At 73.2% G+C, this 14,516-nt stretch carries 15 protein-coding genes and 1 pseudogene; 10 read left to right on the forward strand and 6 right to left on the reverse strand.

All coding sequences use genetic code 11. The annotated features are described in order from the left end of the window. Positions 1-70 precede the first annotated feature (70 nt). On the reverse strand, positions 71-862 hold the full coding sequence (locus ITI46_RS28355; protein WP_307808353.1) for a DUF4232 domain-containing protein: 792 nt from the start codon (positions 860-862) through the stop codon (positions 71-73). A gap of 235 nt (positions 863-1,097) precedes the next feature. On the opposite strand from ITI46_RS28355, the gene ITI46_RS28360 reads away from it, so the two are divergent. The 7 genes from ITI46_RS28360 to ITI46_RS28390 all read left to right on the forward strand — a co-directional run bounded on the left by ITI46_RS28360 (position 1,098) and on the right by ITI46_RS28390 (position 7,053). After that, positions 1,098-1,412, forward strand: a complete 315-nt coding sequence (locus tag ITI46_RS28360) for a putative quinol monooxygenase (protein WP_307808354.1) — start codon at positions 1,098-1,100, stop codon at positions 1,410-1,412. Continuing rightward, the gene (locus tag ITI46_RS28365) at positions 1,409-1,864 is read left to right on the forward strand and encodes a group II truncated hemoglobin (RefSeq protein ID WP_209242767.1); all 456 of its coding nucleotides are present in this window, start codon (positions 1,409-1,411) and stop codon (positions 1,862-1,864) included. The genes ITI46_RS28360 and ITI46_RS28365 overlap by 4 nt, the downstream gene beginning before the upstream one ends. 281 nt (positions 1,865-2,145) lie before the next feature. Next, on the forward strand, positions 2,146-2,331 hold the full coding sequence (locus ITI46_RS28370) for a hypothetical protein (RefSeq protein ID WP_209242768.1): 186 nt from the start codon (positions 2,146-2,148) through the stop codon (positions 2,329-2,331). A gap of 162 nt (positions 2,332-2,493) precedes the next feature. Then, positions 2,494-2,724, forward strand: coding sequence for a con-10 family general stress protein (locus tag ITI46_RS36135; protein ID WP_209242769.1), 231 nt, complete (start codon positions 2,494-2,496; stop codon positions 2,722-2,724). Positions 2,725-2,974: 250 nt separating this feature from the next. Next, entirely contained in the window at positions 2,975-5,608 is a 2,634-nt protein-coding gene (locus ITI46_RS28380; RefSeq protein ID WP_209242770.1) for a SpoIIE family protein phosphatase, read from the forward strand. Positions 5,609-5,646: 38 nt separating this feature from the next. Next, positions 5,647-5,997, forward strand: a complete 351-nt coding sequence (locus tag ITI46_RS28385; RefSeq protein WP_209242771.1) for a hypothetical protein — start codon at positions 5,647-5,649, stop codon at positions 5,995-5,997. Positions 5,998-6,240: 243 nt separating this feature from the next. Continuing rightward, the gene (locus tag ITI46_RS28390) at positions 6,241-7,053 is read left to right on the forward strand and encodes a glycosyltransferase family A protein (RefSeq protein ID WP_209242772.1); all 813 of its coding nucleotides are present in this window, start codon (positions 6,241-6,243) and stop codon (positions 7,051-7,053) included. Positions 7,054-7,078: 25 nt separating this feature from the next. Here ITI46_RS28390 and ITI46_RS28395 read toward each other — a convergent pair whose 3' ends face one another. The 5 genes from ITI46_RS28395 to ITI46_RS28415 all read right to left on the reverse strand — a co-directional run bounded on the left by ITI46_RS28395 (position 7,079) and on the right by ITI46_RS28415 (position 11,813). Continuing rightward, positions 7,079-8,683 carry a bifunctional phosphatase PAP2/diacylglycerol kinase family protein gene (locus ITI46_RS28395; RefSeq protein WP_209242773.1) on the reverse strand — a complete coding sequence of 535 codons (1,605 nt, stop codon included), beginning with the start codon at positions 8,681-8,683 and terminating at the stop codon, positions 7,079-7,081. Between the two features lie 76 nt (positions 8,684-8,759). Next, on the reverse strand, positions 8,760-9,560 hold the full coding sequence (locus ITI46_RS28400) for a phosphatase PAP2 family protein (protein ID WP_209242774.1): 801 nt from the start codon (positions 9,558-9,560) through the stop codon (positions 8,760-8,762). A 119-nt stretch (positions 9,561-9,679) separates the two neighbouring features. Next, positions 9,680-10,483, reverse strand: a complete 804-nt coding sequence (locus ITI46_RS28405) for a class I SAM-dependent methyltransferase (protein WP_209242775.1) — start codon at positions 10,481-10,483, stop codon at positions 9,680-9,682. After that, a complete protein-coding gene (locus tag ITI46_RS28410) occupies positions 10,480-11,076 on the reverse strand; it encodes a MarR family winged helix-turn-helix transcriptional regulator (RefSeq protein WP_307808356.1) in 597 nt (198 codons plus the stop codon). Before ITI46_RS28410 ends, ITI46_RS28405 begins: the two co-directional genes overlap by 4 nt. Before the next feature lie 74 nt (positions 11,077-11,150). Next, positions 11,151-11,813 carry a response regulator gene (locus ITI46_RS28415; RefSeq protein ID WP_209242776.1) on the reverse strand — a complete coding sequence of 221 codons (663 nt, stop codon included), beginning with the start codon at positions 11,811-11,813 and terminating at the stop codon, positions 11,151-11,153. 352 nt (positions 11,814-12,165) lie between these two features. Between ITI46_RS28415 and ITI46_RS28420 the strand changes: the two genes are divergently transcribed. From ITI46_RS28420 to ITI46_RS28430, 3 genes and pseudogenes are all read left to right on the forward strand, one after another. Next, positions 12,166-13,098, forward strand: coding sequence for a D-alanyl-D-alanine carboxypeptidase family protein (locus ITI46_RS28420; protein ID WP_209242777.1), 933 nt, complete (start codon positions 12,166-12,168; stop codon positions 13,096-13,098). A gap of 84 nt (positions 13,099-13,182) precedes the next feature. Next, a complete protein-coding gene (locus ITI46_RS28425; protein WP_307808357.1) occupies positions 13,183-14,286 on the forward strand; it encodes a polyprenyl synthetase family protein in 1,104 nt (367 codons plus the stop codon). Between the two features lie 19 nt (positions 14,287-14,305). Beyond that, positions 14,306-14,516 (forward strand): annotated as a pseudogene (locus tag ITI46_RS28430) (MFS transporter); the annotation flags it as partial.

Consider the following 14,516-nt stretch of genomic DNA (forward strand, 5'->3'; position numbering starts at 1 on the left):
CCGTGTCGGAGCGCGCCGCCCTGTTGGGGTTCTCCGCCGCCCGCGGGCTGGTCACTCGCCCGCGGGGTGGTCACTTGCCGGCGCCGACGGGGGAGACCGTGATCGAGGAGGAAGTGCCGTCGGTGACGGGCAGGTTGATGCGGACGGGGAGGGTCTTGGACTGGGTCTCGTTGGGCGGGGTGACCACGAGGCCGGTCATGGTCACGCCGCTGCCGCCGGTGTCGTTGACGGGGTAGTTGAGGGTGAAGCGGGTCTCCTCGCTGGGCGAGAGGCTGACCGTCGGGGGCGCTGCGTTGTTGCGGCCGGCGTGGAGGGAACCGTCCTTGCCGGTGAGGTCGACTCCAGGGAAGCCCTGGAGGGTGCAGGTGGTGGAGCCGGTGTTCCTGAGGTGCACCAGGAGGCTTCCCTCGGCCATGCCGTGCGCGGTGCTGAACGCGAGTCCCGAGGTCTTGCAGGGGCCGACGCCGGGCCCCCCGGGGCCGGACCCTCCGTTGGCGCCCGAGTCCGCCTCGCCCCCGGAGGAGCTCGCGCCGCCGGTCTCCGACGAACCGGGCTGCGCCCCGTCGTCCTCGGCGTCCTCGCCGCCGGAGCCCGAGGACGACGAAGGGGAGGGGCTCTTCTTCGTCGAAGAGGCTCCGGGGGAGTCGGCGGGTGCGGGCGCGGCTTCCCCGGCCACCTTCTTGGGCGGCGAGGTCTCCGACCCCTCGCCGCCGCATCCGGTCAGCAGGGCCGCCGCCAGCCCCGTCGCAACGACCGCGGCGAGGCGTGTGCTCCTTTCGGCGCGCCGTCGGCCCGGCCCGGTCTCCTCCGGCCGCGCGGTGGCCCGCGCCGCGTGCTCCTGCTGTTGCCTCACTACCGTCACTCGCCGCTCTTCCCTCGTGTACGGACGCCGGCTGCGAAGTGCCGAGCGTCTGCTCGATTGTGCCGTGCCGTACCCGGTCCGATGGCCGGCTCAGCGGAAAAGTTCACGAACGGAGTTGCGGGCTTGCCGAGTTGGGTTGCGCCGCCTGCGAAAGCGTTGGACCGGGCGACCGCCGCGGTGGACTCTGGCAGCCACCACCGTTTGATGGGCGACCCTTTTGGAGGACGACGTGATCGTGGAGTACATCAGATACCGCATCGCCGAGGCCGAACGCAGAGCCGACTTCGAGAAGGCGTACGCAGCCGCGGCCTTGCAGCTGGACCTCGCTCCGCAGTGCCTCGGATACGAGCTGTCCCACGGCGTGGAGGAGCCGGACCGCTCCATCCTGCGCATCGAGTGGACCTCGGTCGAGGACCACGAGCAGGGTTTCCGCGGCGGCCCGCAGTTTCCCCCGTTCCTTGAGGCGATCCGCCCCTACATCGGCGACATCGAGGAGATGAAGCACTACAGCAGGACCGCCGTGGTGGCCGCGGACGGAGGCGTGGCGTGAGCGAGCGCCCCGAGACCCTGTACGAAGCCGTCGGCGGCATCGACGCCCTCCGCCGCCTGAGCAACACCTTCTACGACGGCGTGCTGGCCGATCCGCTGCTCGCCCCCGTCTTCGCCGACTTCACCCGTACGCACATCGAGCACGTGGCCGTCTGGCTCGGCGAGGTCTTCGGTGGCCCGGCGCGGTTCACCGCCGAGCTGGGCGGCCATCAAGCCCTGCTCCGTGCCCATCTGGGGCTTTCCATCACGGAGGAACAGCGGGCGCGCTGGGTGGAGTTGATGGCCGTCGCCGTCGAGAAAGAACTGCCGGACGACGAACTGCTCCGCGGCCAGGTCATGGAGTACTTCGACTGGGGCACCAAGATCGCCCGCGATGTCTCGGCCGGACCGGTCGACGAGGACCTCGGCGAGCCCGGACCGACCCCGCGCTGGGGCTGGGACGGGCTGGCCTGAGCGCGCCCCGGGACGGCGCGATCACCTGCGGAGCGCGCCGTCCAGCTCCGGAGTTGTGAACTTTCGGCCCAAGGGGCGCATCACACCCTGGGACGGGCCGGTGGCGGCGTGGACGTGGGCCGACCGGCGAGCAGCAGGGACGAGGGCGGGTGACAACAGTGGGCGAGCAGGGGAACGAGGCCACGCAGCGGAGGTGGCGGGTCCGCCACGGTGGCCGTGCCGGAGGTACGGGCCGCGGACAGCCGGGTGGGATACGGCGGGCCGGCGTTCGGGCATCCGACGTGCTGGCCGCCCTCGCGCTCGTGGCCGGCATCGTGGTGGGGCTCGGCTCGTGGCGTACGTACCTCGCGGAGAGCGAAGCGGCGGAGGACGGGGGAGCCGTCGAGGGGCAGGGGCGGGCGCTGGTCAAGCCCAACGAGATCGTCAAACCGATGGCGGGGGCGGCCAACAGCCTGCTGCGCTGTTGAATGCGGCTCGGCCGCAAGAGGTGTTCGCGGGTACACCCGGCAGGGGCCGGGGGCGACCTCGGGCGCACGGCAATTTCTCCGGTTGGTCTGTTTCAGCCCGGTTCATCGGGTACCCCGCTGCCCCGGAAAGATCGCATCCCCCACTGTGAGGAGGACTCCGCCATGGCTGAGAACCCCGGCAACTTCGCCAACGACCGGCAGCGTGCTTCCGAGGCCGGCCAGAGGGGCGGTCACGAGAGCGGCGGCAACTTCGCCAACGACCCGCAGCGTGCTTCCGAGGCCGGTCAGAAGGGCGGCCAGGAGAGCGGGGGCAATTTCGCGAACGACCCGCAGCGGGCCTCCGAAACCGGTCGGAAGGGCGGCCAGGAGAGTGGCGGCGGCCAGGGCGGCTGAGCGCCCTGGCGGGGTGACGGCCCGCCTTCCTTTCCTGGGCCCGGGTGGGCCGCCTGTTCCACGCAGGCGGCCCACCCGCTTGCCGTTCCGGCCCGCGCCGCCGGTGCGCCTCGTCCCGGGTCTCCGGGCGGGGCGCTCGCCGGGATGGTTCGGGCAATGGGGCTGTTCGCGCGTGTCCATGTCGGTGATGTTTCGGATGGGACGGATATGAGCCGTAGAGTCCTGTTCGGGCGAGCGAGAGTGTGACGACATGAGACCTGTCCTTGCGCGGGGTGGATGGCGCCTGGCGGGGCAGATGCTGCTGTTCCAGGTGGGGGTTCTGGTGCTCGTCGTCGGTATCGGGGCCGCGGTGAGCATCGGGTTCTCGTTGCGCGCCGCGAACGCGGAGAGCCGGAGCAAGATGCTCGCGATCAGCCGGACGCTCGCCCGGACGCCCAGCGTGATCAGCGCCGTACAGTCCCCGGATCCCACCCGGGAGCTGCGGCCGGTGGCGAGGGATGTCCAGCGGGACACCGGAGCCAGCTTCGTGGTGTTCATGAGCCCCAAGGGGATCCGCTTCACACATCCGAACCCCGCCCAGATCGGACGGCACTTCGTCGGCAACATCGCCCCCGCGCAGCACGGCAGGGCGTTCACCGAGACGTACACCGGAACGCTGGGCGAGTCCGTGCGGGCCGTGGCGCCGATCAAGGACAACGGCCGGGTGGTGGCGCTGGTCGCGGTGGGCGTGCTGCTGCGGCAGATCAGCACGGAGGCGTCCCGCCAGATCCCGACGCTGGTGGGGCTGGCGCTGCTGGCACTGGCGATCGGCACCCTCGGTTCGGCCCTGCTGGCCCGCCGGCTGCGCCGCCAGACGCTGGGGCTCGACCCGGCCGAGATCGCACGTCAGTACCAGCACCATGACGCGGTGCTGCACTCCGTGCGGGAAGGCGTCCTGCTGGTGGACGACGACCGGCGGCTGACGCTGGCCAACGACGAGGCCCGCCGGCTGCTGGAGCTGCCCGCCGACGCCGAGGGCAAACGGGTGGACGAACTGGGCCTGCCCGCCCGCAGCGCGGAGCTGCTGGCCTCGGGGCGCGAGGCGACCGACCAGGTGATCACCGTCGGCAACCGGCTGCTCGCCGTCAACCAGCGTCGCGCCGACGAGTCCGGCGCAGCGGCCGGGACCGTGGCGACGCTGCGCGACTCCACCGAGCTGCGGGTGCTGACCGGCAAGGCCGAGGCCGCGCGGAAGCGGCTGAAGCTGCTGTACGACGCTGCCGCGGACATCGCCACCACCCTGGATGTGACCCGCACGGCGGAGGAGCTGGTGCGGGTGGTGGTGCCCCGGCTCGCCGACTTCGCCACCGTCGATCTGGCCGAGCCCGTGCTGCGGGGCGAGGAACCGGGGCTGGTGCACGGGCTGGTGCCGGTGCGCAGGACCGCTGTGCAAGGCATCCGCGACGACCACCCCCTCTACCGGGTGGGGACCGAACTCACCCTCCCGCCCACCACACCGCAGGCCGCGGTGCTCGGCGGGGCGCCGGCCATGCTGATGGCGGATCTGCGCACCGCCTCGCAGTCCTGGCGGGTGGGGGACCAGGACCAGGCGGCCCGCATCATCGACTACGGGATCCACTCGCTGATCCTCGTACCGCTGCGGGCCCGCGGGGTGTCGATGGGCATGGTCAACTTCTGGCGGGCCGGCGACTCCGAACCGTTCGGGGACGAGGACCTCTCCCTCGCCCAGGAGCTCGTGGCCCGGGCGGCCCTGGGCGTGGACAACGCCCGCCGGTACACCCGGGAGCACGCCACGGCGGTGACGCTCCAGGAGAACCTGCTTCCCGGCACCCACGTCACCCACGACGCGCTGGAGGTGGCGCACCGGTATCTGCCGGCGCAGGCACTGGTGGGCGGGGACTGGTTCGACGTGCTCCCGCTGACGGGTTTCCGCGTCGCGCTGGTGGTGGGGGACGTGGTGGGACACGGCCTCCAGGCCACCGCCACCATGGGCCGGCTGCGTGCGGCCATCCACACCCTCTCCGACCTGGACCTGCCGCCGGACGAACTGCTGGCCCGGGTGGATGAGTTGGTCACCCGTATCGACCAGGAGGAGACCGGCCGCGACCGGACGCCCGTCGCCGGGGCCACCTGCCTGTACGCGATCTACGACCCGGTCGGCGGCGGCTGCACGCTGGCCCGCGCCGGGCATCTGCCGCCCGCGCTGGTCACCCCGGACGGTGCGGTGGAGTACCTGGACCTGCCGCCGGGACCGCCGCTCGGCGTGGGGGGTCTGCGGTTCGAGGCGGTCGACCGGCAGCTGCCCGAGGGCAGTCGTCTGGTGCTGTACACCAACGGGCTCGTCGAGGACCGCGGACGGGACGTCGACGCCGGGCTCGGGCTGCTGCGCAGGGCACTCGCCGGCAGCGGCCCGACCGCCGAACAGACCTGCACCGAGATCCTCAGGACGGTGCTGCCCGCGCACCCCGCCGACGACGTGGCCCTGCTGGTGGCCCGCACCCGGATGTTCCGGGACGACCAGGTCGCGCAGTGGGACATCGAGGCCGACCCGAGTGAGGTGGGGCAGATCCGCACCGCGGTCACCGAACAGCTCGCGGAGTGGGGGCTGGAGGAGGTCGCGTTCACCGCCGAGCTGCTGCTCAGCGAACTGGTCACCAACGCCGTCCGCTACGGCACGCCGCCCCTGCGGGTCCGGCTGATCCACGACCACAGCCTCTTCTGCGAGGTCTACGACGCCAGCAGCACCTCGCCGCATCTGCGGTACGCGGCCGAGTTGGACGAGGGCGGGCGCGGCCTCTTCCTCGTCGCCCAGCTGGCCGAGCGGTGGGGCACCCGCTACACGCCCTCCGGAAAGATCATCTGGGCCGAGCTGGACCTCCCCTGAGCCCTCGTCAGACGTTTGGGGCCGGGTAGCGTGGCGCCATGCGATGGTTGCGGTTCGGGGTGTACGCCGATGACGAGGGCCTGGAGTTCGTCCAGGACGTCATCCGGCGCGAGCTGGCGGGCCGGTGTGCGGCGCCGGCTGGTCTGTGGGTGAGGACCGGGGAGCTCGGCGGTGGGGTCACCGCCGAGGAGATGTACGGCGATCTGCGGGAGCAGTGGGCGGTCGAACACCCGGGTGAGGACCCGGGAGCGCGGCGGCCGGCCGAGGTGGCGGTGCGGGTGAAGTGCTCGCTGCGGGTCTGGCGCGCGCTGCGCAAGGGCATCCTCCGCGGGCTGTGCCCGGAGGGTAGTGGGCCGCATGTGTGCCGGGTGCCCTGGGCGGCGCGTTAGGCATGCGCGTACCCGGTGCGGGGGCTGCGCTTGCCCACCCTGCGCCCTGGGGGTGCCCCCTGCTCGAAGAGCTTGGGGGAGCAGACTGCCCAAGCGCAGCGGGCAGCAATGGAGACGTGCCCCGTCAGGGGCGCGGGGAACTGCGCGCGCAACCACAACTGACCCGCAGACCGCAACGGCCCCCAGGGGGCACCCTCTTCCGGAACTGATCCCCCGTACAACTGTTCCCGTATTGTGGGGCGCATGTACGGCGATGGACCGATACGGAACCGGATGCCGCGAGCGGACAGGGTTGATGTCGATGTGGTCACCGCTGTACACGCCGCGTACGCCCGCTTTCTCCCCAACCTGTGGAAGTCGCTCCGCGAACAGACGCACCCCAGCTGGACCTGGTGGGTCGAGGTCGACGGGGACGCCGACGAGGTCACCGAAGCCCTGACGGGGTGCGGCGCCGCGCTGGATCCCCGGGTACGCGTCAACGCGCACGGCGGCGCGGCCCTGGGCCCGGCGACCGTCCGCAACCTCGCTCTCCACCGGGGGGCGGCCCGCTGCGTCCAGACGGCGGACGCCGACGACGAACTGGAACCGGAAGCGCTGAGCCTGCTCGTCACCGCGCTCGCCGAGCACCCCGGTACCGGCTTCTCCGTGGGCCGGGCCAGGGACCTGCTGCCGGACGGCCAACTCCTGGAGGTGCCCGTCCCGTTGGCACCCGGCCTGCTCGAACGCGGCGCGCTCGCCGCGCACTGGGTCACCACCGAGGACACCTACCGCCTTCCCGTGCCCCCGGCGTGCGCGATGTACCTCCGCGACCTGGTGACCGTGCTCGGCGGCTGGCAGGCGGCCGAAGGCATGGAGGACACCGCGCTGTTGATGGCGGCCTCCGCCGCGACACCCGGGGTGCTGCTCCCGGACCCCACGTTGCGGTACCGAAGACACGCGGATCAGCGCTCGAAGCAGAGCAGGACCCACTTCGTCGAAGGCCCCCAGGTGCGCGGCGTCCGCAGCCGGGTGGCCGGGCTGCTGGCCCTGCCGCCGTGGAGCCGGGCCGCGGTGTGAGCAAGCGTCAGGGCGCCCGGCCCGGTCAGCCGTCCGGCAGCGCCGATCCGTGCAGCCAGGCCGGGAGCGGCCGGTAGACCGTCAGCGGCGCCGCGGACTTGTCGATGAGCAGGGCCGGCGCTGCGGGCGCCGTCTCGCCGTCGTACGAGCACAGCGTGCCCTCCGGAATCCCGGCGAGGTGCAGCCGCCGGCCACGCGCCGCCGCGTGCACCGGTGAGCGGTGCAGTACGCCGGCCAGCGCCGAGGCGACCAGGCGGGTGCGGGCCCAGCGGCCCGCCCGTACCAGGTGGATGTCCAGCATGCCGTCGGCGAGATTGAAGCGCCGCGCCCCGCCGGGCCCGCCGCCGACCGTGTGGTACGAGCAGTTGCCGACGAACAGCAGCCACAGCGACCGCAGTCGCCCGTTGACCCGCACCTCGAACGGGCGTGAGTGGCGCAGCACATGCACCGCGGCGACCAGCCCGGCCGCCCACGGACCGATCCGGTCGCGCCAGCGGTCGCGGACCTCCACCAGGTCGCCGTAGGCGCCCAGGCTGAAGGTGTTGACGAAGTAGCCGGGTTCGTAGGAGCCGGCCCCGGCAGCCGGCTCCCCGGCGCGTCCCCTGCCGCGTGGCGGCGCGAAGCGGGCCAGGTCGACGGCGATGGCGTGGCCGGAGGCGAGGGCGGCGGTCAGATCGGCGCAGCGGCCGATGCCCAGATCCAGCGCGAGGTGGTTGTGGGTGCCGCCGGGCAGCACGGCGAGCGGCACCCTGTGCGCGAGCGCGGCGCGCGCCGCCGCGCTCACCGTGCCGTCGCCGCCGAAGACCCCCAGCGCCCCGCCCTCCCCGGCCGCGCGCCGCGCCTCCTCGCCGAGCAGCTCGTCCAGCGGGCCCGCGTCCGGGTCCCAGTGCACCACCCGGGCCGCGGGCAGCGCCTCGGCGATCTCCCGCGCCGCCGCGGCCGAGCCCGAGCCGGGGTTGACCACCACGGACACCCCGCGCCCCTCCGGCAGCGCGGGCGCCGCGACCAGGGGCTGTGCGGGCGGCAGTTGGCGCCGCACGTCCAGCACGGCACGTACCCCGAAGGCGGCAGCGGTGCCGAGCGCCGCGCCCACCAGCACATCGCTCGGGTAGTGGACGCCGGTGTAGACGCGCGAGAACGCGACCGAGGCGGCGACCGGCGCCACCGCCGCGCCCCAGCCGCGCGACTCCAGCGCCACCGCTGTGGCGAAGGCGGCGGCCGAGGCGGAGTGCCCGGACGGGAAGGAGGTGCTGGTCGGCAGCCGCTTGAGCCGCCGTATCACCGGCACGTCGTCCAGCACGGGCCGGGTGCGCCCGAACGCGCCCTTGCCGACGGTGTTGACCACCGCCGAGGTCACCGCGATCGAGGCCAGCCCGCGCAGCGCACCCCGCCGGGCGCGGGGCCCGCCCACCCCGGAGAGCACGATGGCCGCGGCGGTGCCCAGCCACAGCTTGCTGTGGTCGGCGGAGCGGCTCAGCCGGGGCAGCGCCCCCTCGCCACGCGGCCAGTGGCGCAGGGCGACGCTGCGGAAGAGCGCGCGGTCCCAGCCGCCGAGGGTCCGGGCGACGGCGGCGTGTATCCCCTCGGCCCCCGATGCCGTGCTTCCGCTCGCTCCCCGGTGCGTCTCCATCGGTGCCCTCCCGCTCCCGTGGCGTCCGTCGTACGTCACGGGCGGGGTGCCCCGTGACGTACGGGACACACCGGCCTCAGCCCGGGGAGCGGTGCCGGGCGCCGAGCGTGTCCGCCATGACGGCCAGCAGCGCGACGGCGGCGCCCAGGGCCAGGCCCGCGATCACATCCGTCGGCCAGTGCACGCCGAGATAGACGCGGCAGGCCCCGGCCAGCAGGCTCAGCACCACAGCGCCGCTCCACGCCAGCAGCCGCGCCGCGCGGGAGGCGGTCCGGGTGGCCAGGACGTAGGCGAGGATCAGCAGCACGGCGGTGGCGATCACCGTGTGCCGGGACGGGTAGCAGGAGCCGCTCTCCTGGACCGCCCACAGCTTCGCGGGCGGCCGGGCGCGGTCCGCCACGTCCTTGGCGACCGTCGCCGCCGCGACGGCCAGCGTCCCCGTACCGGCGATCAGTACCGACGGCCGCCAGGATCTGTCCCGCCAGGACAGCCACAGCGCCGGCACCACCGCGACCAGAAGCGGGAGGAGCTCCGGGAGGCGCGAGACGTACGCGACCGGCCCGTTCAGTGCGGCCGACCGGTGCTGGACCGCCTCCCTCAGCACCGGCCGGTCGACAAAGCCCGCACCCGCCCAGAACACCAGGTACGAGGTGACGGCGAACAGCAGCAGCCCGGCCACCAGCGCAGCGCCCGGCGGCAGCAGCCGCGCCCGCGGGCCGGCCCCTCGGCGCCCGCCGTCCCACCGCGCCGAACTCCCCGCGGGCACCGGCACCTGAACCGGCGCCAAGTGCTTGAGCAGCCCACGGGGATCGACGGCGTCGGGAGCCTCGCCGACCGCGGTGGCCTCGGGTGACTCAGGGGGAAACTGCCCGCTCATGTGGGCTCCTCCTCGTGGGCCGCTGGTCCGCTGGGCATGTAGCCCTCAGTAGAGCGGCGGCCTGCCACGGGCGCGAGCGGGGAGCCGCCGCCCGGGTGGCCTCCGCCGGTGGCCTCGGCTCAGGGCCGTACGGCGTGCAGGACGCGCATCCCGCGCGGGCCGGTTTCGTGGTGGACGACCCGCAGACCGGCCTCGGCGCACTGCGCGTCCAGCCAGCCCGCCGACAGCCGCAGCTTGGGGTACGCACTGGTCTCCAGCCGCCAGCCCGCGCCGTCACGGGTGTGCAGCAGGTCGTGGACGAGCAGGGTGTGCTCGTCCACGTACTCCAGGAAACAGGTGAGGATGCGGTCCTCGGTGCTGCGCACCGGAAGGAAGCGGTCCGTGCCGCGCGCCACCTTCTCCTGCTCGCGATAGGTGGCCACGAAGCTGCCGCCCCTGGTCAGCACCCCGCAGACCTCGACCAGCAGCGCGGATACGTCCGAGCGGTGCGGCAGGTGCGGGAGGGTGTCGCCCAGACACAGGACGGCCTGGGCCGAGTTGGAAGCGACGGTGCCGAGATGGTCGCGGAAGTCCGCCCGCACCGGCCGTACCGCCTCCGCGGCCCCGGCCTCGGCGGCGTGCCGCGCGAGTTCGCCGAGCAGTTCCTCGCTGGTGTCCACGGCCGCCACCTCGGCGAAGCCCAGCCGCGCCAGCGCGAGGGCACCGGGCCCGGGGCCCGCGCCGAGGTCGATCGCGAACGAGTCGGCGCCCGGCTGCCGGGGCGGCAGGCCCAGCCCGCGGAGCAGATCGAGCTGCGCGGTCACCGCGGCCTGCAGGTCACCACCGAGCATCCAGGTGTAGTGCGGGGCGAGGAGGGAGGCGTAGTGCGCCTCGTACGGGGCTCGGCCGACGGGTGTGGTTCCGGGACCGGCTGCGGCTGTCATGGGCGCTCCTCTTCTCCGGTGGGTGACTGCCCTGGTGCGGGCGGGCGTTCTTCTGCGGGCGAGGGGTTCGGTACGGGGTCGAAGCCCGCCACCGCCGACCGTCCGGTGCGGACCCATGCGGCGAGGTCGGCGAGGTAGACGTTGCTCAGTGACGCCTCCAGCGCGCTGCCGAGGGCGGCCCGGTAGGTGGGGGTGGTGTCCGCGTACCACTGGCGGCCCAGCGGTGTGATCCGGGCGGCGACGGCCCGCCGGTCGCCGGGTGCCGTGGCGCGCTCGGCCAGCCCCCGGCCCTCCAGCCGGGCGACGAGCCGCGTCACGCTGCTGTCCTTGAGGCCGATGCGGTCGGCGAGCTCTCCCATGCGGAGCGCCGACGCCGGGGTTTCGGCGGCGGCGCGGCTGAGGGCGCACAGCGCCCGGTACTCGGACAGGGGGAGGCCGTGGCCGCGCGAGAGAGTTTCGTCCAATTCGCGTTCGACGCGGCCCAGTAGCCGGACGGCCATGCACCAGCGGTCGTCCTCGGCGTCGTCCGCGGGGGGCGGCGGCGCGTTTCTGGGGACTTCGTCTCCCGCCGTGTTCTCTGCTGTGTGGGTCACGCGGGGAGCCTGGTCGGCATTATCTGCTTGTACAAGCAAATATTTGCCCCGGTGCGGGGTGCCCCTGGCGCGCCTCAGCGCGGTCCGCGGTTCACCAGGCCGGCCCGGTCGGCGAGGACGGCCGCCTGGACGCGGTTGAGGCCGCCGAGCTTTGCCAGCAGCGCGCTGACGTGGTCCTTGACCGTGCCGTGCGCCAAGTGCAGCCGCCGGGCGATCTCGACGTTGGACAGACCGGCGCCGACCAGCGCCAGCACCTGCCGCTCGCGGTCGGTGAGGGAGGCCACGCGGCGCTCGGCGTTGCCGTACGCCCTGCCTCCCAGATAGCCGCCGATCACGGTGGGGGTCACGCGGGGAGCCAGCACCCGGCCGCCGTCCGCCAGCACCCGCACGGCGTGTACGAGTTGCTCCGGCGCGGTGTCCTTGAGCAGGAAGCCGGCCGCGCCGGCGTGCAGCGCGGCGCCCAGATACTCCTCCGCGTCGAACGTGGTCAGCATCGCGGTGTGCGGCGCGTCCGGCAGGTCCGTACGGGCGTGGAGCTCGCGCAGCACGGTCAGCCCGTCCACGTCCGGCATCCGGATGTCCAGGAGCAGCACGTCCGGGCGGTGGGCCAGCACCGTGGCGACCGCAGCGCCGCCGCCGCAGTCGGCGGCCACCTCGATGTCCGGCGCCGTTCCCAGGATCAGCCGGAGCCCGGAGCGCACCAGCTCCTCGTCGTCCACGACCACGACCCGGATCACCGTCGCGCTCCTTGCGTCCTGTGCCTGCTGCTCCCTCCCCGGTCCGCTCCTCCCGCCCTCTGGAGAGGCTACGGCAGGGCGCCGGGCGGCCGGTGCGACCTGGAGAGGAGATGGCGGGTCACCGCACCCCGCCGGTCGGCGGGGGCGTGAGGCCGTGGGCGTGCGGCTTCCCCCTGCGGCCCGAGGGCGTGAACCGTCAGCCGTGCCGGTCCGTGAACTTTTCCGTCAGGGCCGTCATCAGACATCGGTGTCCGGGCCCGCGCGCCGGGGCCGGGAGCGCGGCTGGGCCTCGACGGGCCGCAGCCGGGCCCCCATGCCACCCATCGCAACCCGCAGATTCGGAGCTCTCCCCATGGCCGCACGTAAGCTCACCGTCCGCAACGCCGTCATAGCCGTGGCCGCCGGCGGCACTCTCCTGGCCGGCACCCCGCTGGTCGCCCGCGCCGTCACCGCCGGGGACGACCCGCCGCCCACCGTGAGTGCGAAGGGCGCCACGCTGGTGAACGCCAAGGGCGGCAAGTCGCTGTTCGGCAAGAACGTCGACACCGCCCGTCCGATGGCCAGCACAGCCAAGATCATGGTCGCCTCGGTGGTCCTGGACACCCGCAACGTCGACCTGGACCGTAAGGTGCCGGTCCGTCAGGAGTACCGGGACTACGTCACCGAGCACCACGCCAGCACGGCGGATCTCCAGACCGGCGACAAGGTCACCGTCCGTCAGCTCCTCTACGCCTCCCTGCTGCCCTCCGGCGCCGACGCCGCCTACGCGCTGGCCGATGCCTTCGGCACCGGCGGCACCCCCGCCGAGCGGGTCAGGTCCTTCATCGGCAAGATGAACCTCAAGGCCCGTCAACTGCACCTGAAGAAGACCCGGTTCGGCACCTTCGACGGCTCCTCCAAGGACTTCAGCACCCCGGCCGAGCTGGCGAAGCTCACCCGGCACGCACTGCGTAACAGCACCTTCCGCAAGGTCGTACGGACCAAGAAGTACGAGACCGAGGCCCCGGCGGCCAACGGCCGGACCAGGTACTACACCTGGGAAAGCACCAACCGGCTGCTGGGCGCCTACGACGGCGCGATCGGCATCAAGACCGGCACCACCGAAAAGGCGGGCAAGTGCCTGGTCTTCGCCGCCACCCGCAACGGCAAGACCCTCGTGGGCACCGTCCTCAACAGCAAGGACCGCTACAAGGACGCGGCCAAGCTGCTGGACCACGGCTTCGGCTCCGACAGCGCCAAGAACCTCGACATCCGCGACGAGCCCACGGACGCCCGGCAGGACTGACGGCCCGTAAGGGGAGGGGATTTGTCTCGGCAGCGCGCGTGATCCACGATGGGATGCCGTTCCGTTACCGAGTAGATACGGAAAGTGACTCAGGTGTCCCTCCCCCACCAGCACCTCACCCGGCAGCAGGCGGAGATCCGCATCCGTGAGGTGTTTCCGCTGGTACGGCAGTACCTCGGCGATCTCCTCTCCGAGTACCGCGGGCAACACGAGGCGCTGCACTCCGCTTTGCAGTCGCTGCTCGCCCACGGCCGGCAGTCCCCGCAGGAGTTCTCGCTTCCGCTGCTCGTGCACGCGGCGATCAGCGGCGCCCCTGAACCCGCCGTGCCGGTTGCCGGAGTGCACGCGCTGTGGTGGCGGTCGGCCAATGTGCTGGACGACTTCGTCGACGGTGCCGCCGGCCGGCCTCCGCTGTACGGGGTGGGCCGGGGCGTCGCGATGATGGCCGCACTGGAGGGCGGATACGCGCTTCCGCTGCGTGCGTTGGAGGTCGCGCAGTGGCCGCCGCCGCTCCGCCGTCGGCTGGCCGCCGACTTCCTCGACGGCTGGACCCGCGCCACCGACGGGCAGATCGGCGACATCCTCAGCCGGCCGCGGGAGGCGGGTACCGACGAAGTGCTCGACGTGTACCGGAAGAAGAGCGGCTCCGTCTACGGGATGGCGTGCACCATGGCAGCCCGGCTCGCCCACGCGGCGGGCGACGGCGCCGAGGGGGCTGCCGGGGCACGGGACGCCCGGGAACGGGAGCGGTCGGTCGCCGCCTGGGGCGAGTTCGGGCAGATCATGGGCCTGCTCGCACAGTTCCGCAACGACCACGACGACCTGTGCGACGGACCCGGCGAGGACCTGCGGAACGGTACGGCGACCTATCTGCTCGTCCACCTGCTGCGCACCGCGCCCGCCGCCGTCCGGGACCGGGCGCTGACCCTGCTGGAGCAGGCGGCCACCGCGGAGAGCAGGCGCCGGGAGCTGGCCGACCTGATGTGTGCAGCGGACATCGTGCGCCCCTACAACCAACTCCTCACCGAGCTGAGCGGCCGCGCCCACGCGCTGCTCGAAGAGCTCGCTCCCGCCTCGCCGTTCGCCGGCTGCCTGCGGGCGCGGGTGGACGCGGAGACGAGGCTGCTGGAGCCGGTCGACCGCATTGCCGGACACGCGGAAGCTCCGTATATGGCGGCGGGCATCTGAACGGCTACGTGAAGTAGCGATGTTTCCGTCGGCCGGACTGGACGCCGGGCGCCGTTGGGTGGCCCTTGGCGTGCTGGTCTGCGGCGCGTTTCTGACCAACCTGGACGTACTCGTGGTGGTCGTGGCGATGCCCGCGCTCCGCCGGGGGCTGGGCGCCGACCCGGGTGACCAGCAGCTGATCCTGGCGGGCTACCAACTCGTCTACGGGGCGGGGGTCGTGGCCGGGGGAC

Origin of the sequence: Streptomyces oryzae, from assembly GCF_017676365.1 — a bacterium.
GTDB classification, from domain to species: domain Bacteria; phylum Actinomycetota; class Actinomycetes; order Streptomycetales; family Streptomycetaceae; genus Streptomyces; species Streptomyces oryzae.